Source organism: Rheinheimera nanhaiensis E407-8, assembly GCF_000296695.1.
Classification (GTDB): domain Bacteria; phylum Pseudomonadota; class Gammaproteobacteria; order Enterobacterales; family Alteromonadaceae; genus Alishewanella; species Alishewanella nanhaiensis.
Genome location: NZ_BAFK01000014.1, coordinates 37,744 through 61,705, shown reverse-complemented (window position 1 = coordinate 61,705; position 23,962 = coordinate 37,744). Strand labels below are relative to the sequence as shown.

Sequence of the window (23,962 nt, the reverse complement as noted above, 5' to 3'; positions counted from 1 at the left end):
GCTTTTTCAAACTGCTCATTCTATTTAACCACCAAACCACCTTCAACAACTATTTATTAAATAACCACACTTACCGTTTACAGCCAGTAATATAGGCATTCGGTGTTAAATAGCCGGAAGTTGATAATGATCTTTCATTGATTAAAATGTAATAGGTGCCCACAGCCGGATTATCGATACGGCAGCGCTCAGTAGTGCTGGTGCTGATGCCCGCTTTGCAATCATAAGTTGCGGTTGTTGGCGCCTCACCAAAACGCACATACATGTCACTATAAGGTGTATAGCCGCTTCTACTACCTCTGATCAACATACTGAAAAATTCGGTGTCCGGTTGCACATTTACACTAAACAGCCGGTTATTATCACTGGTGGACACATAATAATATTGCGAAGAACCAATACGCAGTTCATCTGGTAGCCCGGTATAACTGTCGCTGTAGATATCGGCACAACCCTGCTGCAGATAGCGCACATCAGCACCGGACTGGGCCAGTAAATCGCGCAGCTGCGCATTAGCGCCGCCCAACAGCAGGCGGCTGCTGCTGTGCACCACACTGCTAGCGGTATCCAGCACACGCAGATGGTCTTCGCCCAATTGCAGGTAAGCGTGGTTTAACAGCTGCAGGCTGCTGAACTGATAAACGCCAACAATATAATTACCCACCAGGTGGTTGAGATCTTGCTCGGATTGCACCAGCAAACTGGTATTGCTGTTGGCAATAATACGTAGTAAAGGCGCATCGTCGTTGTCGGCATTGCTGCTAATCTGGCGGTGTTCCAGGCTATTTTCCGGCCACAAACCGCCCCATTCATTATCGCAGTAACCTTGTGGTGTTAAACGCCATTGATTAACGCCTTCCTGGCGCACACAGCCTACCTGCCAGCGGCCTATAGGTTGCGCCAACGCCGTGCCCGCGCCGGTAGCCAACGCGCTGGTTTGCTGGCCATTATCAACAATCAGCTGGCCTGCTGATTGCGTATTGCTGGCCAGATACACGGTACCGGCACCGGCAGCTTGCGTCGCCAAGGTATCCGGCGCCGTTAAATAGCGGCCACTAAACTGGTTGTCCGGGCTAAATACCGCTATACGCCCACCGCCACTTTCAAAGCCGGCAATCCCACTGCGGTTAACCTGCGCACCGATAGTACTAATTTGGCCAGCGCCGCTTAGCACCGGCGTTTCCAGACGCACCGAGCCACCGCTACCATAGGCCAGGCTGAAATTGCTACTACTGCCATTTTCGCCAACAGCACTAATATTGCCATCAAGGTGAATACTGCCTGCCTTAAGGTTAATCACGCCACCGCCTCTGCTGATGCCTGCAGCGTCACGGCCAGCGGTTAACGCCTGATTATAACTACCTTCAGTGCAAAACATCGTACCTGGCGCACGGAAACCAGCGTGGCAGCGGAGCTGATAATGTTGGTTGTTGCTATTGCGATGTCCTTGACCATCAGCACTGATGGTTGCAGTATCAGCAATATTTACAGCTCCTGCTACATCCAATGTCTGATGCGGCATCAAATGACTATAGTTGTTGATGTACCTGCCATTTAACGACAGCAAACTATGCATTTGCAGTGACAAATCTCCGGCAACCCGGCTAATTTCCTCCACTGCCAATTGCAATTTGCTGGATGCAGCTAAGGTTACATTTTCTCCAACACTCAAGCCCTTAGCCTGTAACAATGAGCCCTCAGCGGTAGATGTCAGCGCAAGGCTACCATTAATGTTTATCTCGGCTGCGGTATAGAGTTTTACCAGTGCAAGATCTGCCACCGTCAGGTCGCTATCGAGTTCGATGTGACTTCGTGCATGGATTTCTGCCGACGCTGCACCGTATAGCTGCATGCCCTGGTCAAGCCGCAGCTCGGTTAGCGGTGCACTAAAGTGCAACTTACTATTGTCAGTTAGCAGTAGCTGGCCGGTCATATGCAAACGCATGCCCTCGAGTTGTTGCTGCCAACGGGCGGTATTTGCCAGGGTAACGTTGCCATTAACGGTAATACTATCAGTAGCCTTGCTAATTAACTGCGCATCGCCCAGTAGCTGGATATCGCCATTAATAACCACATGCCGTGCAGTAAGTTGCTCACTGCCACTAAGCAGAGTTAGCGAATCCAGCGTCAGGGTGCGCGGCATTACCTCACCGTTATTACCCTGAATACGCTGTACCAGCTCAGGAGCAACATCGGCAGCGATCAGTTTTACCCAGTTGCCAATGACAGAGCTATCGAGATCCAGCACTACCAACCTGTCGTCACCAATATCCAACCGTACAGAATTGCCCAGTTCAATCCGGTCAAACACATGCACACCTTGCAGGGTTTTGCCGTTATAAGCGGACAGGTCGGCTGCAGACTCAACCAGCAGGCTATCGGCCGTACTGCTGAGTACTTTATACAGTGGTGCATCGGCTTGGGCGGCGTCCAGCGTTACATAAGCACCTGCCAGACCAACATGCTGGCTGTCTATTGTTAGCGGCCAGTTGGCTGCAGCGGCAGTAATACGCCACTGCTGTGCCGGCAGGCTTTCAACTGCACTAATGGCATGCTGTCCTACTGTCGGTAAGTCTAACCATGGGGTATACCTCTGAGAGTCCCAGCTCCATCTACCCTGAAGACGCAATTCACCATATTGCTGATGTGCCGCCTGGATAAACACAGTGCCGGTCGTAAAATCGCCTCCGCCACTCATCGTGTACGTAAGGCCGCTAAATTCATTTTGCTCTACTAACAGTGCAATGCGCCCGCCTGCACCAATGCTCGATGCATGAGTGCTTCCAAGCGCCTCCAGCTTACCATTACCACGCAGAACAGCCGTCTCTATCAAGATAGAGCCAGCCGCGGCGGGCATCAGCACACTGGCGCCACTCATATCGTGGGCAGTCGCGGAAATAACACCATTTAAGTCAATCTCTGCTGCTTTAATATGCATGTGTCCGCCGCCATATGCATTTTGCATACAGTAATCGCTGTCGCAACGCTCATCGATTAAGGCACCGTAACCCCAGGACTGTGGCCTGCGATAATTACCCATAGGCTGGACTGATTCGACTGACAATAGAGGTGCTGTTGCGTGCCAACCCGCCAACGCAGCGCCAGCATGGTCGCTGGTCATGGGTTTGCCCCCTGCATACAGCATACGGAAACCGCTGGACCAGTTATCCAGTACCAGTTTGCCGCCCACTTCAACCTGTGCTTTGAGTGGTGCGGCTGTATTTGACAACCTGCCATCAAAAGTAACGGTGCCTGATAACATAGCATCACCGGCAACCGTCAACTTGCCTGCCAGCCTGAATTTGTCATCCTGCCAAGTATTGAAAGTCAGATTGCCGCCAACATGTATATCACCCTTAGATATCAAGCTACTCGATGATTCAACAAACAATGACTGCCTGAATTGCATACCATTACTGGCGATGAGATCAATCGCTGATAAAGTAACGTCATCAAGGAACTCGAAAGACGGTGCAACCAGCGTTACATTGTTGCCATCAGGCAAGCTAGCAAATTGCAACGGCTGTTCAGTGGCAAGTAACAGATAGGCAGCATCATTGTTTTCCAATAAGGTGCGAACTTGCTCGCCAGTTAAACTGGCCTGCAATGCGGCACTATCACCGAACCGCACTTCAGCCGCTTCCAGCAAGTCGTCAGCCAGATCCAACGGCCCGTCCAGCCATAACTCTGTCAGTTTGTGCACACCCTGGATTTGCCCACCGCTAAAGGAGGTCAGGTCCAGATCGCTGTGCACTGTCAGGCTATTAGCGCTGTTCGCAACAATAGTAAGATCCTGGCTTTGCTGCTGACCGTCAGTTAAGCGTACGGTCATCCCTGCCAATGCTCTGCCCTTGTCGGCGCTATTACCCAGCCATGGCTGATCAGCAACATTCAGTTGCCATTGGCCGTCACCGAGCGCAGATACCGTTTGCAACGCGTGCTTGCCTACTGTCAACACTCGGGTGCGGTTGGGTATATAGTCATCTATAACATTTTGCAGGCTATTAGTTTGCTCTGCAGATGACGGCGCAACCTGCGCAGGCAACTCAATATTGCTGGCCGATATGCCCATGTCGTTACTACTTAGCCCCGATAACATCGGTGGCTCGAACCACTGCTCTGTGCCAATGGCTAATAGGCTCAAGCCATCCGGCCCTTGCACAAAAGCCGTTCCGGATAGCGAGAACGTTTCACATATCTCATAGCAATATTGTGTAAACAGCCCCTGGGTGATGGTTCGCAGCACCTTGCGGGTAGCAATCAGTTCAGGTGCTTCTTCAGCCTCAGATTGCAACACCATCACTTCATCAGCACCTCCCATCTCAAATTCGCACCCCTCACACGGTGGTTCACAGTCATAGCAGTCATCATCTGACAACTGAATATCCCATAGCACGGCCTTAACCGCAGCACGGCCGGCACCACCGGCATTATCGCGCTCTTCCCAGTTAATCTGTTTGCCACGTACCATCTGGCCTACATTCAGTACCTGCAGCTCGTGCACATCGACATAAGCACTGCCATCAGCGGCATCGTTATCACCGGCGATATTGATCCAGTCTCTGTAGTTGTCACGGTCCAGTGACAGGCGATTTGCCGTGATATGCACTGCGCCACCGCCTGCGCCTTGCACGCCACCGGCACCCGCCAATACTGGCCGGCGGTAATCGCCGTAGGCGCAATCAGGTTGCTCTGCTGTATCATCCGCATGACGACCCAGGCAGCGGCCTTCAATAAAGCCAACGCCATAACCGGCCGGATAGCCGGCACCGGCTGCATCAATAGCTCCCGTAGCGGTCAGTTTTTGCCCAACATGCAATGCCACCGGATACAGTTGCTGCAACTGGGCATCGGCCCGGGCGGCCTCAACTTTACCGTACAGCCACTGATCGCCCTCGGTATACCAGCCGTCGGTCAACGCCAGTAGCAGATAACTGCTTGGCAGCAGCGCCGAATCGGTACGCACTGTCAGCCTGCGAGCGTAAAGCTCGCTGTCGCCGCTGATTTGCAATGAACCACCGATATCAAGGTTAAACTGCGCCAGTTCAAGCGCCGCGCTGTCTTGAGTAACGCTGCCTGCTATCGCTACATCGTGTTGCAGTAACAGTCGCAGCCTGCTGCCAGGTTGCAGTATTACATCGCCCTGTATAGTCAGGCTATTCGCTTCAATCATCAGCTCAGTATCGACTTGCAACAGCAGGTTGCCATCGATAGTGATATCGCCGGCAACAGACAGATTCACACGGCCGCTGGCGGTCATATTGTCGACAGAGATTGGGCTGTCAAACTGTGGATCTTCATCCTGCCAGCTAACATCACCCAGCGAGTTACGCTGCAACACCGTTAAGCGGGCCGTATCACTGTGCTGACCGAACCCTACAGTTAGCGTGGTAACGCCAGCGCCCAGCGGGGTAAAGCCATCAAAGCCCGGCAAGGCAACCGCCTCGTCGGCTGAGCTCAGTTGTAACGGGTAGTAACCGACATCGCTGACGTCAATGTCATAACTGCGTCCCGCCACCAACACCCGGGCTTTAACCGTCAGATAAACGTCGCCGCTGTCCTGATTCAGGTTATACACCCGTTCTTTCGGTGTTACTGTGATGGCGGTTACCGCTGCCGGGTCGACTGCACGACTGTCAGCCCGGGTCGGATCGGAGCCGAAATGCACTTCAACTGCATCAGGTATACCATCACCGTCACTGTCCTTTAACAGCGGGTTGGTGCCCAGCTGATATTCCATACCGTCTGACAGGCCATCGTCATCGCTGTCCGGGTTGCGCGGATCAGTGCCAAGCTGCAGTTCAAGCAGGTTGCTCAGGCCATCATTATCGTAGTCTTCATCGCCATCATCGACACCATTGCCATCGCTGTCGCGCCGCGTTGGATCTAAGCCCAACTGATGCTCGAACAGGTTGGGTAAGCCGTCGCCATCGTAGTCACCGTCCAGGCTAAGACGTGGTAGAGCAATTGTATTGGCTACCAACAGACTTTGTGGCTGCTCAGCAGCAACTGCCCAAGGTTGTAATACAGCAGGTTCTTGTATTTGCAGCATTAGCAACTCGCCTTCCTGCTCAATGCTGGTCCGCGGGGCCAAATACTGCGGCTGTTGCGCATTAAAGCTCTGTGGCTCACCATCAATGTGCAGCTCTAACTGAACCTGTTGCCGGGACGGCACACCCTGTCCAATACGCACTGTCAGTTGCTGCTGTGTTTCGGACAACAAATAGGGTTGCTGTTGCTCTGGTAGCGACATAGCAGCCGTTAAGAACGAACCTTGCTGTGGCAATACCGAATCGGACTGCAACTCGCCCAGCAACGCTGAAACTGTGGTATCAAAGCGGTATTGCGTATACAACATCAGTGGCTGTGCCGGTACAAAGCGCAGCTGCTGTGGCGTATCCTGGCTAAATTCACCGGCCACCAGCTCGCCGTTTGGATCAGTAATGCGCAACCACTGGCTGTCCACCGGTGCGATAACCGCTTCGGTGAAACTAAACAGCACTGGCGTGATTTCGCTCTGATGCGCAGCTTCCAGCGTTATCTGCTGCACTGCCGGCAGGCGTTTAACAAAGTCGAGTGTCAGCTCTGCAAAGGCATTGATGGCAAAACCCGGCTCAGAGATCAGGCTGACAACCACTTGTTCTACCTGCTCATTACCCAGGGTTAACCGGCCGGAACCGGCGGTTAACGTCAGCTCAGTACTGCTATTGTCATTGGCAAACCGGGCCGCACCTGTTACGGCAAATTGCAGGACTAAATTAGCATCCTGTGGCTGGCCATCGGCGACAACGTGGCCGATGGCATTGCCGTAGCGGTCGGTCAGCTGCACTGCGACATGCACCTGTTCGCCGGCTTCCAGCACGTCTGGCCGGCCAAGCGGATGGTTAGCCAACTCAGCAACACTCAGTTCAAGCAGCGCAGCCTCGGCGGCGATAACCTGTACCGGGATCTGCTCTACCTGTATGAATGACGGCTGCGCCAAATAAGGCTGGTAATGCAGTTGCAAACCCGGCGGCTCACTGGCCAACAGCTGCAACTGATAGATATTGGCAAGTTCTGGCACCGTCACTTCAAGCCCGGCTTTACCTGCACGCAGACGGATCTGTGCTGCTTCGCCCAGATAGACGCCTTGTTCATCATAACGCTGACGCAGTTGCAGGCCCTCGGTAAAGGCAAAATGGAAGCCCGGCGCGTTAAAGCCCAGCGTGACATTGAAATCATCACGGTTGTAAATCAGGTTTTGAGCCGCGTCTACCAGTTCCAGTTGCAACAGCATGGTTTTAGCTGCCTGCACCGGCCTGATATGCGATACCTGCAGAGCAAACGGCATGCCCGGCAAGATATCTACATTGTGTACTGCCGGTTGTAATGCACCATAGTCTGCTAACCTGGCTTTAAGCTGGTAAGCCCCGACTTTTTCACCCAGCGTCAGCCAGTTAAAGCGCGCCAGGCCGGCCGCATTTGTTTCACTGCTTCCCAGTAAGCTCTCGCTGCCATCAGGCGTCAACTTAAACCAGTTAACCCGTTGCAACGCCACCGGACGTTGAGCAATATCTGCCACCCGCACCTGATAGCTGCCCGAGGCGCCACTGTCGAGCTCTGCAGGGTTAACCCCCGGCTCGCCCGCCGCTGAGAACTCAATCAGGTTAGGTTTCTGTGTCAGGTTAATACTGACCGCGTCACTGACACTGCGCTGGCCCATCCGATCGGTAAAGGCAACTTGCAGTTGGACCTGATCGCCCTGCACCTCAGTTCCCGGCAGCGTCAGTTGGGTGTAATAGCTTACCTGGCACAGCGGCCCCGGCATAGGCCGGCATAACTGCTGCTCTTGTTGCACAGCACCGTTGTAGCTTAGTAACAAACGGGTATCCAGTTGCTGCACACCACCATCGTCTACGCGATCCAGCGCTTGCAACGATACGGCCAGGCTGCGGCCGTATATCGCCGACGGCGCTACCGTCAACTGCATCAGCTGCGGCTGTGGTGGTAAATCCGGCACTACCTGAATGGGCTGTGTCAGCGTCGTTTGCTGACCGATATTGTCGGTCAGTGTCAGCGTCAACATTTGGTCGACAGCCTGATGTAACCGTTCATTACGCAAGTCTGCAATGTGATAAGTCTGCTGCTGCGTTTTACCGGCCAGCGTATAATCGCGCTCAAAGCCCGGCCAGCTCAGGTTAACCTTAGCCAGCCCGACATCGTCGCTATGCGCCAGCGTAACGCTGAATTCGCTTTGCTCCAGCACCTGTGCCGGGCTGTTGATCAGTTGCAGCTGCGGATAAGCATCGGCCACCACATCAACCGTCAGACTGGTGCTGGCCTTATTACCGGCGTTGTCGCGCATCTCCAGTTGATACAGGTACTGTTGGCCTAAGGCAGGCTTAGGCTGATTAACCACATAGCTGCCATTGTCAAAGCCGGCCCAGATCACCTGACCATTGCGTTTCAGTAAGGCCTGTTCGATGCCACTGCCAATATCTGCCACTGTCACCGCAATGGCGTACGGCTGGCTGTCCGGTACCTGGCCCTGCGCATCTATGGCCGATTGCAACGTAAGCTGTCCCACCGGTGCGGCCTGATCGGCCAGCCGGGATACTGGCATGGCCGCCGACTCTACCTGATTGCCGTAGATATCGACCGCCCGCGCCTTGATATAACGCGGCTGTGCAGATTGCGCTAAGTCCAGCCGGACAATAAAGTCAGGGCCGTAATGCTTGCGCATCAGGGTGTAAGGCCCAGCGCTTTGTTCAGCCAAATAAAACTCGACCTGCTGCAACGGCAGGCTGGCATTGTTGATATTCGCCACTACCCGTAGCGGTGTCGGTACATAACTTGGATTGTTAAAGGCCAGGCCAACTGTGAAATCATGCACTGGCAGATTGTCGCTTTGCAGCATCACCCGCCGTGGCAATGAGTACACCAGCTCACCCTGCTGCGTCAGCGCACGGCTGCGTACGGTAAAGGCTTTCCCATTATGTAAAGTAGACGGCACCAGAATCTGCGCATCGAAAGGTGGCGTTGAGGTGCGGCTGACAACTTCATCGTTAACCAGATAGTCTACTGCCTGCAGTGCATCAGTTTCGCTGACAGACAAGCTGATCAGCTGGCCATTCTGGAATACCTGACCACTAAACGGCGTTTGCAGCTGTGGCATGGCCGTAACAGCGTTATTGCCCAGCCACAGCAGTTCAATACCGGCCAATTGTTGGGCTAACAGTACTTCACCTTTATCCAGTGCAATGGCGGGAATATCCTGCGCCGCCTGATACACCAGTTGTGGCTGGCTAAAGCTATCCAGGCGCAGCTGATACAATTTGCTGCCCTGGCTAAACCAGACTGTACCCTGATCATACGCCAGCGCCTGCACTGCACCCACCATTAACGGCTGCACCTCGGCGTCAACTAATGACAAACGCTGTAAACCCGCTGCCGATGCCAGTAGCAGATAGTCACCGCCAAGCACCATACTATGCGCTTGCTGCGCCGATGCCAGCAGGGTTTTGATCTCAAGGTTAAACTCATCAAAAGGCATCGGACCCGTTTGTACCGCATACACAGTACCGGCATCGGTCAGCACATAAATAAGCTGCGCGGACAGCGCCAGGGCACGGATATTATCGCCCTGACTTACCGTTATAGTCGTAATGGCCTGCTTACCATCCGCCGAGTAAATACGCAACGCATCACCGACAGCCATCACCAGGCGCTGTGCATCGGCAGCAAAATCGCTTAGTTGCGGCTGCTTTAACACTAAACGCGCCTGACTTAAGTCGGTCAGGTTCCCGCTGATATCGTCATAACCCCAGACACCATTGGCAGTGGTACGCAATAAGCGGTAGTCGCTGCTGTAGGGTGACGGATAGACGCCGGTTTTATCCAGCGCAGGCAGGTCGTAATAGCTTTGTACCGCATAGCCACGCGCAGCCGCCAGGTAGTGGCCATGTTGCATCGCCACTTGCTGGGTATTGCCTTTGGCTTGTGTCGTCTTGAACAGGCTCCGGGCTTCAGACGGCAACGCTGTTAATGACAGCTGACGGCCATCACCAGACAGCAAGCGGTTTGCGCTCAGCTGTAACGGCATTGTCAATGCCAGCGGGAACCGGCCAATAACATAAGGCTGGCGCGCACTGCGGATATCCAACTGCAACAGATTGGCGCCATCATACAGCCACAGCTCATTATCGCGGCTTAGCAAGGCTTGCGCCTGTGACCACGGCATCGTCCACTGTTGGGCTTCACCCTGCGGGTCGATACGTACCAGTTTAGCGTTGCCTGCTAACCAGATAGCATCATCCTGTAGCGCAAAGTGGCTAAATTGTGCGTTATTTTCCCGCAACAAACGGCTTTGGGCCTCACCATCAGCCGGCAGCTGATATAGCCCCTGCTCTGTCAGCGCCAGCACACCATCTAAACCGGCGCTGAGCTGGTAAACCTGGCCAAGCGTCAGTTGCTGCTGCAACTGCAGCGAATTGCCCTGCACGCTAAACAGCTCAAGGCTGCCATCGCTGCTGGCCGCCCAGGCCAGCTCGCCCAGACTGGCCAGCTGAGTAAACTGCTGCTGGCTGCTGTACTGGCCCAGCACCTGATATTGCCCGGCAGGGTCAATAAACTGTAAGCCAATGCCACGCAGAGACACTAACCAACGGTCCTGTAACGGGATCAGTGCCTCGACGCTGGCATTGAAGCGGTGCAGCAATGCGCCCTGCTGATCGAACAAACGCTCGCGCTGGGTCAGATACAGCGCATCAGTCGTTTGCAGTGCCTGCGTAAACGGCTGGCTGTTGCCCGGCTGACCGAAGCTGTAACCGCGCAGCACCACTACCTGTTTGTCCAACTGGTGCTGGTTGCCGGCAGCATCACTGAGGCTGGCACGGATCTGTAGCGTACTGGTGTCCGGCACCTGTAACCGCAGGTGTTGCTCGGCACTGGCCAGTACATTACCTTCGGCATCGGTAGCGCTTAATGTCAGGCGCTGGCCATCAACCAGTTCGCGGTCGGCCGTTATCTCAACGGTACTGCCACTGTACACCCGGTCGGCAATGCCCTGCAGGCCAAACTGCAGCGGATTACGCTGTGGCTGCACGCGAATGCCCACTCTGTCCTGTGCGTAATAATGCTCAGGGCCAAAATACACCCGGGCGCGTAAATAGAAGGCTGACGCCTGAGCCACAACCGGCAGACGCAGGCTGATATCGCCGCTGGTTTTATCACTTAACACCCGGTTAAGCACAGTGCCGTTTACATCGGTCAGTGCCAGCTCAATAAAGCGCAGATCCTGCTCTGCCACGCCTTCTGCCAGATAACGCAACTGCAGCGGCTTGCCACCGGCAACAGCACTATTATTGTCCGGTTGCAGCAAGCTAATACGGCTTTGTGCCGGGTCATTGGCGACCCGTTCAACCTGCGCATTGAATGCCTGCTGATTCAACTGCCAGTTTAGTTCTGCACTGCCGGCTTGTTCCGCTACCATATAGGTACTGTGCAGCGTATTGGCCAGTCGCAATAACGGGCTGCCATCGGTCAGACTACTGCCAAGCAATCTGGCCTCATCTGACAGTTGCAGTGACAACGGCACCAACGCACCTTGCGCCAGGCGTGACGGCAGGGCGCTTTGTAACATCGCTGGTGGCGTAAAGGCCAGATTATCCAGTGCCAGCTGTTGCTGTACCTCAACGCCCGCTTCTGTCAGTAACTGCACTGTCAGTGTCGAGCCCGCCTGCTGGCGTTGTACTGCCAACTGATCAACATTCAGCCAGCGGCTGCTTAGGGTATCGCCTTGCGCGTTACTGATGCGCAGCCGGTAATCATCTGTCCAGCCAGACGGCAGTTGCAATACCAGTTCGGTGGCACTGGCTTGCAGGTTAATTTGTGCCGGCTCCGGTGCCGGCGCTGTTACTTTGCTCTGTTGCCACAACTGCTGGGCACTAAAGCGATACAGCTGCTGATGACCAAAGGCCAGCGAATGCTGCCACGGCAACACAGCAACAGCGTCTTGCTGCTCAAACGCCAGCCAGTAGTAACCCAGCTCTGCGTCCAGTAATTTCAGCCAGACATAACCCTGCTCGGCGCTGGACTGTACAACTTGCCCGGGTAGCTGCTGTTCGGCCAGTAACGCCAATGATTGCTCATCTACGTGCTGATATACCTGCAGTGTTTGCTGCTGCCACAGATACAACTGGTCTTGATGCACTGCCAGGCCATCGCTATAAGGCACGCTGAAACTGGCCAGCGCACGCAGGGCATTGTGTTGCGCATCCAGGTGCAGCAGTTGCAGTTTATCGCCCGCCAATACCCAGATCTGTTGTTGCCACTGCGCTACCGCGGTGATGTCATCGTCAAACTGATAGCCGGTTATCTGGTGCTGCGGATTATCCGGCTGTTGCAATGTTAACAGACGACCATATTGCACTATAGCGTGAGCGCCAGTGCTGCCTACCAGTTCACCGAATAACGGCAGCTCAGTGGCCTGCGCGTTCGCCTGATAAGGCAGCTGCAGCAAACGGCGCTGCCCTTGCAGATTATCCTGAATAAACAGCGCACTGCGTCCGGCGAACACCTGCTCCAGTCTGGCGCCGTTATTGCTGTGCCACCATTGGCCTGTCTCGTCTGCCAGGCGGTAGCCACCGTTATTTTGCTGATACAGTGACAGCATCGCCAGACGGTCGGCAAAACGAACCGGTAGTACCTGCACTAGCTGTTCATCCGCTGCCGGCTGGCTTGCAGCAAGTTCTGCCTCACCACTCAGATACGCTACCAAATCTAACGTGCTTTGCTGGCGGTTTTCATTGCCCGATAGATCCCGCAGCACGCTTTGCAGCGTCACGCCGCCGGGTACAGCAGCATCATGCGGCTGTAATGGCACGATGTCGCTCAGCGGTGCCAGTGGTAAGTTATGCAGGCTGCCATTGTCGCTGATAATCAGCTCTGACTGGTTGCTGTAATCAACCATCTCGGCCGGGATTTGGCCAGCAACACGTAAACCGGTACCGCTAAGCACTTTATGCTGTGGCAATACTTGCAGCTGCGCTTGTTCATTCACACCATCGTCCGGCACTAAATTGATAAAACGCCGGGCGCTTAGTGCGCCATCTTGCAGCAACAACAATACCACCGCATCTTCTGCAGTGTGTGGCAGAGTTACTTCAAGCATAAAGCGCTCAGGTTCTTGCTCGGTGCGGCTTAGCAGAATTGCCGGCGGATTGGCCGGATGCAGTGGATCTGCACCCAGTTGCAATGACAGGCTGGCCTGCTGCAAATTGCGCAGCATCAGTTCCAGCGTAACACGCTGGCCGGAGCGCAGTTGACTGCCATTGTCCGGGCTGAGGATCGCCAGCTCAGGCTCGCCACGACTGGCATCAAACGGTCTGATCGTTACAGCCTCTGACACCGCCATATTGCCGTTCGGATCCTGTGCTCTGGCCTGCAAGGTTACCGCATCTTCTGAAGTCGGCGTAAAGCTAAAGCGGTTACTTTGTGCCAGGCGCTGGAAAGCACCGCCATTTACCGCCATTTCAACCGATTCAATACCATAGCGGTCAAACACTTTCAGCAACACTTCGGCAGGTTCGCCGATTGGCAGGCGATCACCCTGTTTCGGCGACACGATCGCCACTTCCGGCGGTGTCACATCCAGATACAGCTGATAACTGTCGGCTTGTTGTTTGCTGGCACCATAACCAAACTTAACCAGCGTCAGCAATTGCATCTGGTCGTTACCATTTAGCTCGGCCAGTCGCGGATGCATATACAACAGCGAGGCGCTGGCTTCGGTTGCGCCCGGCTGTAATTGTGCCCGGTACCAGCGGCCATTCAGCTGCAGGCTAACCTCGCTTATCAGATCGGTGTCACCGCTCAGTGGCAGGCGGATCGTCGCCGCAGTCAGCTCTTCTACCTGTGCCGGCGTGGTTTGTACCGCACCGATATTCACTACCGGGTCAACCACGGCCAGGCTGTAATCCTGTTCGGTCACGTTGGCTGCCACATCGACCACTTTGACTCTAAGCACCAATTGACTGAAATCTTTGTCAATCTTCACGTTAAAGCCGGCCGTGAATGGCTGATAAGCACCAAACTGCACACCACCATCGCGCGACAGACGGTAGCTGTACTTCAGCTGGTTGTTAGCAGAAATATTGTCCAGTGCCTGCGCAATAAACGAGTAGCTGCGGCCCCGGGTTAAACTCACGGCCGGTGTGGCGGCACGGCCATCGGCTAAGGTCAGTTGCAACTGACGCGGTGCCAGCGTATCACGGCTGGTAAAGCTTTGCGCCACGGCACCGTCGGCACTAAACAGCGTTGCTATGCTGCTGTTCAGCGGTAAAGCCAGGTTATCTGCCAGATCGCTGATACCGCTGATAGTCAGTTGATAAACAGCGTTGTGCAGCAGTTGACGGCCTTCTTTTAAGCGCAGTGTTACCCGGTTATTCAGGCTGACCAGCTCAAAGTCGGCACTGATATTCTCCGCCGCAGCACCACTGTAGTCCTGCATCTGCCGCTGTACGCTAAACTGCTGCGCCCGCAGTGGCTCAGAGCCATGTAATGTCAGGCCGTTATTATAATCAAACGCCTGCCATTGGCTGATGCGCGGTGGCGTATCATCGATAGCAGTGAGGCTGATATCTGCCGTTACCGCTTCGCCAGTGCTGGCTTTAATAATATGCAACTGATAAGTCAGCCCCGGTTCGGTTGCCGGCGTGCTGACCAGTAAATGGCCGTTTTCCATCCGGTACGTCAGCTGGTTTGACCGGCCGGGCTGATCAAACCGCGCCGGCGCCAGCAGGTGCACAGCTAAGTCACCGCTGAAACCGGTGCCTTGTACCGTCAGAGTATTACCGCCACTGTCCGACAGTAAAGCCGTACCACGCGCATTATCAGACGTAACGCTGTCCACCGCCAGCGCCTCTGCCACCAGCACCGCTGCCGGCAGGAAGCTCTCCGCCTCGGCCTGATACAGATGCAGGCTGAATAAGCCAGCTTGAGCCAGCGCTGCCGTAAACTGCAGCTCAGTGCCGCTGTCGTTAACCTGCCAACTGTTGCTGTCCACCGTTAGCGGTCCGAGCTGCAGTGACTCTAAGGTATGCAGATTAACGCCCTGCACGGTATAGGTAGTTTGCCGGCCGGCAATGGTATTAGCCGGGATCAGCCGTTGTGCCTGTGCCGGCCCTTGCGCAAAACTGGCATGCGTACTGAACGCCCAGGGTAAGTCGAACCGGACATCGGCACCGGCCACAGCCGATAGCGGCAGGCCCTGTAACTGCACCTGATAGCGGTTGCCCAGCACATAGCCCGGGCTGTAGGGTTCAAACAGCAGGCTTTGATCGAACCAGTCGGTGTAGCCAGGCAGCGGTTGCGCCAGCTGATCGCTCAGTTGCAGGCTGACATTACGCCAGTCCTGACGCCACAGTGACAACTGCAACTGCAGTGTCTGCAAATTATGCTGAGCCTGCAGCGGCATAAAGGCCGAGGCATTAGCCAGCGGCAGTGCAGCCGCACCATAGCCACGGCTATCCAGCCATTCCACCAGATCAGTGCTAAAACTTATCTGCTGCAGCGTTTGGCTAAAATCAAAGCCCGCCACTGGCCGCAGGCTTAGCTGCTGGCCGGACAAATCAATGTCGTATAACTGCCAGCTGTTATTGCTGCGTGCCAGCGCCAGCTCACCGCTTAGCTGTAACATCTGCAGCGCCGGCGGTAGCGCCATGCTGCCGGTTTCGTCTGGCGCCTGCCCGGGCAGCGGTGACAGATCATAAAGTTTCAGCAACTGGTCACTGACCAGCCACAAGCGGTTGCCATCACGCTGTAAGCGGCCGCTTTGCAAAGTAGGCAACGCCAGTCCCTGTACCGGTTGCTCTAACTGCCACAACCGATAAACCTGCAGCTTGTCGCTACGTAACACGATCAGCTGATCGGCGCTTAATATTGCATCCAGATAGTGACCATCGATAACCAGCAGATCCTGTGCGTACAGATTACCCAGCCGCAGTTGCTCCGGTAACTTCCACAACAGGTTGCCACTGGCCAGCTGTAACTGACCTCCGCTAATACCATCGTGCAGCAGGCGGTTAACCTGCTGTGGCAGATAAGGGTCACGTAAATCATACAAGCTACTGCTGCCATCTGTGGTTTGTACCAGCAACCAGTGCTGATCCAGCGCCAGCGCACTGATACTGTGTGGCAGCGCAATCTGGCCAATATAGTGCCGCTCGGCGCCAAGGCCAAACAACTGCACCTGATCGGCGCTGGCCAGTGCCAGTAATTGGCCGGAGCGCGCCATCAGCTTGACTCCCTGCTGCTGGTCGCTTTGACCAATCACCACGTTAAATTGTTGATTGCTGGCAGTCGTCAGCTTATCAAACTCGTTGTTGATGCTGACATTCAGCGTGCCTAAGGTGTCTGCCGGCAGTGGCAGCACCAGCAATTGATCAGATTTCACCTGCACATCAGCCTGCGGCAAGCCATTAATCAGTACCCGGCTATACCGGCTAAAGCCCTGGCCCACGATGCCCAGCAAAACGTTTTCGTTCAGCACAAATTGCTGATCGGCACTGTTAACCTGCCCGGTGCCGCTGTTAAAGCGGCCAACACGTTCAATTTGAGGGTCGGTCACATAGGTAAAGGCCAGTGGCAGTACCGCACTGAATAAGCCAGTGCTAACACGGGCGCCCACCACGCGGTTCTGTGCCGGTTTTTCTGCTAAGGCCGGTAATTTCAGCAACAATTGTTGCCCGCTTACGACAGTGATATCAGCCGGCGCGACTTGTTGGCCGCCAATTTCCACCGCTGTGTCCGCCGTCAGCCCCTGGCCATACAGTTTAACCTGCATACCGCCACGCCAGCTGCCAATGGCCGGTTCGAGATAGTCAATTACCGGTTTAAGCGCATCATCATAGCGGAAGCGGAAACGGTAATCGTCGCCCAGCGTCCGACCGTTCAGATCACGCAGTACACCGCGCACTCTGACCTGATATTCTTTTTCATGTTGCCAGCCCTGCGCCGGCTCAAAGCGCAGCAAGCTGCCCAGTTGATGCACGTCGCTATGCCAATGGCCCGCGACCTTGGCGCCACTTAATGTCACTTCAAACAGGCTGTCACGTTGTTCGGCCAACTGCTGATTATCCAGCAGACGGTTAAACTGGATCTGCAAGCTTTGCTGCTGATGTAAAATGCCGTTGCCAACCGGTTGATGCTCCAACACCTGCAAGCTGTCGTTCTGGAACGAATAAACACCGCCACCAATATGGCTGGCGGTTGACGGCCGTTGCTGCGGGCTTTCCAGCGGCTGGCCTTTATTGTCACGCAGATAAGCCACACCAGCAAACAAGGTGTCTGGCCTTGCTACGACGTCTTTTACCGCACCGGTGACAGCAAAATAATTACCCAGTGCGATATCACGGTTAAAGCGGCCGTTGAGCCAGTCACTAATATCAAACTGCTGCAAATCACCGTGGCCGGCGGCCACGTACAGTTGCTGCCCCTGTCGTAATAACCGGCCGGCATGCAGCTCGCCATTACGCAGCAGATAGGCCAGCTTTAAGCCGGTCAGATGCTGGCCAGAGAAGGTATCAAACACTTCGACGGTGGCCTGCTCTGCGGTAGACACCAGCAGGATATCGCCCAAAGGCATAATGTCAGCTGCCGGCAGGCGTTTGTTAAAGCGGTCGGTCAGTGCAATACGTTTTATGATGTCAAAACGTCCGCTGTCCAGCTCCAGTGCCAGCACCTGCCGTTGCGACGGCTGCAACAGCCACAGATGCTGGTCGGTCAGCACCAGGCGCGACACCCAGCCACCCAAGGTAGCATTATTTAACCGGGTCAGGAGCCTTAACTCTCCGGCGTCAGTAAAGGTCAGTACATCGACCGAGGCGGTCGTGGCAACGTAGAGCGCGCCCTTGCTGACTTCCAGTGCTTTCACCGGCGAAGCCAGCTGGTATTCCTTTAGCAGCACCGGCATCGCGCCCTGGCTGATGTCGAACTGATACAGTTTGCGATCACCGGCAATAAACAGGAATTGCTCGTACGCCGCCATCGCCACAAAGCCCTGCGGTGCCAGCTTGGTTTTGAAGTGGTAGCTGTAACGGGCATTGGCAAACTCGCGCTCAATCACTGCAGGCTTGAGCGGGTCGGCTAAATCCAGCACTACCAACTCACTATTTTGGGTACTAAATTGGCGGATCAGCTTACCATCGGTATCGAGCAGTTTGTAATCACCGCCGGTGACAGCGTATAACAGCTGATCGCGCACCAGCATAGCCGCAATTGGGTTTTCCGCATCGTCAGCCAGATCGACACTGGCCAGTTCGGCATCGGCGTAAAAATAGGCCTGATTAAAGCCGGCCCATTCATCCGGGAACTGCGGGTTATTTACCAGAATGTCGGCATAACCAAAACGACCGGCCGGCATCATCACTTCCAGCAAGTAATCTGAGCGGATCCGCAGTGCATTGACCGGGTTCGCACCGACAGTCACTTGTGTATGCGGCGTGAAGCCATAGCCGCGCAGCGATACCCAATTGCCGCCTTGTGGCGGGCCGGTTAACGGCGAAATATCCTGCAGCGTGACAGCAGGCATCACTATCGCCGCACCAACCAACTCACTGACGATATCTGCCCGTGCTACTGATACTGTTATCGGCGCTGTAGGTTCAGCCAGATAAAGCTTCGGCATCTGCAGCGTGATTTGCTGATCATTAATAGCTGTAATAGCATCAACGGCGACAAGCTGGCCGGCAATGCGTACTTGCAAGGCGTCCGCGTTACTGCCAAAACCCTGGCCCTGCAATACTGCCCGCTCGCTGCCGTCGGCATGGAAGTAGCGGCCAACCGGCTTGCCACTGTTATCCAGACGCTGTACCTGGTGTAACTGCGGCCGCAGTTGCTGGCGGTATTGGAAACCATAGCTAAGCTGACGGCCAAGGGTTTGACCATTCAGGTTTTGCAAAGCGGCATCAAGCTTAAGCACAATATCCTGTGGCTGCCAACTGTCTGGCAGGGTAATAAACAGCTGGCCACCGGTTAGCGTATTAATGCCCTCCAGCGTATAGCCAGCTAATGGCTGACCGGCGCTGTCGGTGATGCTGACCCAGCTGGCCAGTTCAGCTGCGTTGGTAACAATAAAGTTGTCAAAATCCAGCCGCAGTATATCCTGCGGCACGACGACAGAACCCGCTTGCGGCGTCATGGCAACCAGTCTTAGTCCCGGTGTGATCAGTTGCTGGAAGCCATGTTCAGTAGCAATAAAGCTAAAGCCATTGTGTTGCATCAGGCTGCCACCGGTTGGCAGTGTTTCCCAATAACTGGTAACAAAACGGCCATCTTCGGCGCGGCTCAGCCGCAGCAAACGACCTTGCATACTCAGGCTAATGCCATCCTGCTGCACCAGCAGCTGCACCGCACCGCCTTCATAGCTGGCGCGATCGATTGGCTGCACCCGGTAGCTAAGTTGCTCACCAAAGCCGTCAAATATCGCCAGATATAACTGGCCGTCACGCTCAAATACGACGTATAGCTCATCGTTCAGCCACTGCAACTGCAATGGCCGGCCCTGCAGTTCGCCCTTATTAAAGTGGATAGTGGCAAAACCGCTTTTCGGTGCCAGTTCGGCCGAGTGCAAATCGAGGAAACGGATAAAGCCGTCGCCTAAATCACTGGCCGCCGCCACGGCAATAAGCTGCTGGCCGCTATTGAGCGCTATACCGTTGGCGCGGTAGCCGGTTAGTGGCAAAGTTTTAATCAGATACGGCTGGCTGGCATCAGCGATGTCAATCAGCAATACGCCCGCTTCAGCAGCACTGAGCACAGCCAGCTCGCCGGCTAACACCATACCGGTGACACTGCTGCTCAGCGGCAGCTGTGCCATTCGTACCGGGAATTCCGCCAGGCTCAGATCATACACTTCAAAGCCATATGGCATTAAATACGGGTTAGCCGCGCTGGGGTTAGCACCCTGGCCGACACCGACATACAGCAGCTCGTCCCTGACGGCCATGGCACCGATAGTCATCGGCGGATAATTTGGCAAATCAATCAGGCGGCCACGCTGTATCTGATACGAATACTCGCCGGCTTTAAACAGCTCAGAGCCATGGCGCAGATAAATATCATAGACTTCAGGTTGCAGGCTCATTGGCAAGCGGAAGCTAAAGCTGGTTGGCGTTAGCACGTCATCTTCAAGGTTAACCAGATAATAGCCGTCGTCTACCTGCTCGGTTTCCACTACCTTGCCAGAGCGGCTTTGCAGCATAACCTTAGTACCTGGCAGCATTACGGCTTTATCGAAACTGATAGTCAGCGTGTTGCCGCCGTTTAATGGCCCGGATTCTGCACTGAGTTTAACCTTGGCCTCGTTATAGCTGTCAGCCAACATCACGGCACCAAAAAGTGTCGCCGTTAAGCCGTTTTGCTCCAATTTAACCGGGTAGTTGCCTGCTGGCATAGCCAACATATCCAGCGCCTCGCTGGACACCGTAATACGGCTGTCATCATGCCAGCTAAAGGGCACCTGATAACTGCCTATCCAAAGCGTAGCGTCACTTTGAATAGCAGCGCCCTGCAGACTGATCTCGGTAGGCACACCACGGCGCACCGCACCGTTGTAGCTGGCGTGAAGCACTGGCTGTGGCGTATCACGGTAGCTGAACTGCAGCCCAAACGGCGCCAGCAACTGGCCGCCACGGGCATTTTTACCGGTGTTGAGCAGCAAGCGATATTGATGATTATCTTGTGCACTAAATTGCAGCGTAAAGCGGGAAGCGGCGCCATTTTGCAGATCGTCCGCCAGCAGTTGCACGGTTACCGTTTCTGCCGTCGTGACATCCTGCAGGCTAAACGCCTGTTGCAACGATTCAACTGACATCAGTTCATTAAACTGAATTTGCAACGGCACATTATTACCCAGTATGCCTTGCTCTTTGACAGAGGCTGATGTGACCAGCGCGCCCGGTAAGTCAAGCAAACTAAAGCCTGACGTCCCCTGAGCCACCACTACGCGATCTTTAAACACCGCTAAGTCTTTCACCATTAGCTTAGTACCGGCCGACAGTAGCTGAGGCCGGTCAAGATCGCTGAGGTCAAATAGCAGCACACCACCGCTATCATTGGCGACCAGTAAACTGGAACCCAGCAGTTCCAGGCCAATCACCCGGCCGGGCCGGGCCTGATCGGCGCTGGTCAGTTGCAGATAACGTAGCTGCTCCGGCCGTTCTGGTTTTAGCAGCGCCACGCCTTTGCTACCAGCGGCCAGCAGCAGGTAATCGCCAAACCGCACCATGTCATAGACGTTGCTGTCCAGCAGTAAAGAACGCTGCAACAACGGGTCGAACAGGTTAATACCCACTACCTGATGCAACTGACCTGCATTGTCTTTGCCAGGCGCTATGGTATTGAAGTCCAGCAGTTCACAACCGTTGGCCGGTTGCCACTGCAGTGCCTGATATAAACCACCGGCGTATAACCAGCCGTCATCGGCCAGATATAAACTGTGTGAGCCAGGAATGGCCAGTTTATTGTCCAACAACACCGGATCAGCACTGTCGAGCATACTGAGCATCGATAAGCCGGCACGCTCAGCCGGTACGGTAACATTGCCGCACTCGGGAATTTTTGTATTGGCGCTGCCTGGTGTTAAGCCAGCAGCAAAAACCGCGTAATCGCGCCCGGCTATGGCAGAGGTTAACGGCTCGCCACCGCGCATAGGCAGTAACTCACGCATCAGGATCGGCATGCCATTCGCTTCATCAGTACCCAGCTGATACACCCCACCGTTACCGGTTGCCACTAATACCGAGTTGCGCCGCTCGTCGGCCTCTGCCAGCGGCTGTGGGTACTGCTGCAAGCTTAACGCATCGAAACTGTAGGCGCGGGGCGTGATGCCTTCGGCCAGCATGGCCTCTTCCTGTTCCGTTAACGGATCGCCCAGCAGTTGTTTACGCAACAGCGCCATCTTCAGCAAATCTTTGGCGAACTGCTCCTGCTCGGCCTTAGTGAAGTTAATAGAGGGCACACCGCCTACCAGCAACGGCTGGTAGCGGTTATTAATATCCACACTCATCGCCAGCACTTTGTCTGGCAGCGTATAGCCATTAAATTTTTCGTTGCTGTAACCCTGCGCAAAGTAACCGCCGTCGGCAAATGCCAGGCCGCGTGTGGCATCCAGCAGTACTTTTTGCGGCGACGTGTTTGCCATCGCTACAGCAGACAGCTGCGCCATGCCGTAACCCAAGGTCAGGGATTCGTCGGCAACACGTTGCTCGGCGGTGCGGTTGGTGACAATAATACGGTGACGCCCGGACGGATTACGCGGCGCAACAAAGCGCAGCCAGTTTGACGATAATACCTGCACCCCTGACGCTTTAACGGCACCCACAGTAACACTGGTGCCCTGTTGCACGCTGTTACCCGGATCGAAGCCGCTGCCATATAAGTCGATCCAGTCACCGCCGCTGACATCAGTCCATAGCGGTAATACTCCGGTTGCTGTCAGGGCGGCATCTACTACGACAGCACCCTGCATGCGGCCGCTAAATACTACACCTTGCACCGGTACACTGATATCCAGATCGTACAGCCCGGGTTGCTGCAGTGCCGGCAAGGTGAAATGCAGCAGTGCCAGACGCTCATTTTGCTCACTGCGCTGCACGCTGACCTGTTCTGCGACTACACCACCAACACGGATCTGTGGCGTATCATGCCGTTGTGGCCAACCAACGACCGTTAGCGTCATCTCGGTAGCAACGCCAACCTGAGCGCGGCGCGGCAACACGTCCTGCAACACTAAAGATTCAAGCTGAACACCAGCGTAACGGAACTGGAATTGCTGGCGGTTATGCATCTCGTACAGCGTTATATAACGGTCGCCGCCTAATGGCTTAACCGATTTGACGCCGGCTTGTGCCGTCAGATTCAGTAACTGGCCAGATTGTAGATTATTCGCGTTCAAGCGGATTTCGGCATCGTTGTTAACGATGGTCGTCTGCGCCGCAATGCGCTGGCCCTGCTCATCGGTAACAACAAACTTGTTCAGGTTATCCGGCCATAAATCAATGGCTTTGTTAAACCGCAACCGGATAATATCGTCCGCCCCTAGCAGACGTGATAGCGGGCTTACCCCAATCACTGTTAACGCCACATCGTTAAAACTCAGAATACGGTGATGACTGCCCTGCGCCCAGCTGCCAGCCGCCAACACACTGTATGAGCCGGCCGTCAGCAGGCGGATATCGGTACCTTCGCTAACAAGCCCGGGCAGCACTTTGGGCGCCTTCGCATTGCTGATATCAAAGGCTTTAACACCGCTTTCACCCAATGCCAGATATAACAGGCTGCCATTTAACGCCACATCGTATACATGGCCGTGCTCCGCCAGTCTGGCCAGTACTACCGGCTCACGCGGGTTGGCATAGTCAATAATCAGCGCACCGGCGTCACCAGCGGCGACTACCGCCAATTGGCCCTGTACTACCACCCGGCTGCCAGGCAGATTGACACTGGATACCAGCTGTAAACCGCGTTCGGCATGATGGGCAAATAAATACACGCCGCCACTGCTGCTGGCACTGCTGCGTAATGTTCTGGCATTAAAATCATAGTCACCGGCAGCAACCAGTGTGTAGCGCTGCTCTGCCTGCCACATTGCCGCCACATCTAAGGCATTGTGCTGCGATGGCAAAGCGGCCTGCTGGGCAATATATAACTTGTTGTGTAAATAGGCGTCGGCCAGGGCCAGGCCTGCCTCTGCATTGGCCAGTGTTACGGCATAGTTTTCTGCCAGCAGGCCCTTCGCAAAGCGGGCTCCAAGCGGCAGTGTTTTTACCAGCGTAAGCCGGGTTATATCATCGCTGTCAATGGCGTAAACCAGTAACTGTGCCGAGCCAGCCTCAGGCTGGCCGTCAGCATCGAAACGGGCAGCGCTGATAAAAATCCGATCGTAACCACGTTCAAAATAACCATCAATACCCAAAGCGGCCAG

General features: G+C 54.8%; 1 protein-coding gene (cut by a window edge). It reads right to left on the bottom strand.

What is annotated here, in order from left to right; translation table 11 throughout:
• Positions 1-70: 70 nt before the first annotated feature.
• Positions 71-23,962, bottom strand: partial view of an Ig-like domain-containing protein gene (locus RNAN_RS12210; RefSeq protein WP_008222201.1) — the 3' portion only. It continues 13,473 nt past the right edge of the window; the window shows 23,892 of its 37,365 coding nt (coding positions 13,474-37,365); its start codon lies off the right edge, out of view; the stop codon is at positions 71-73.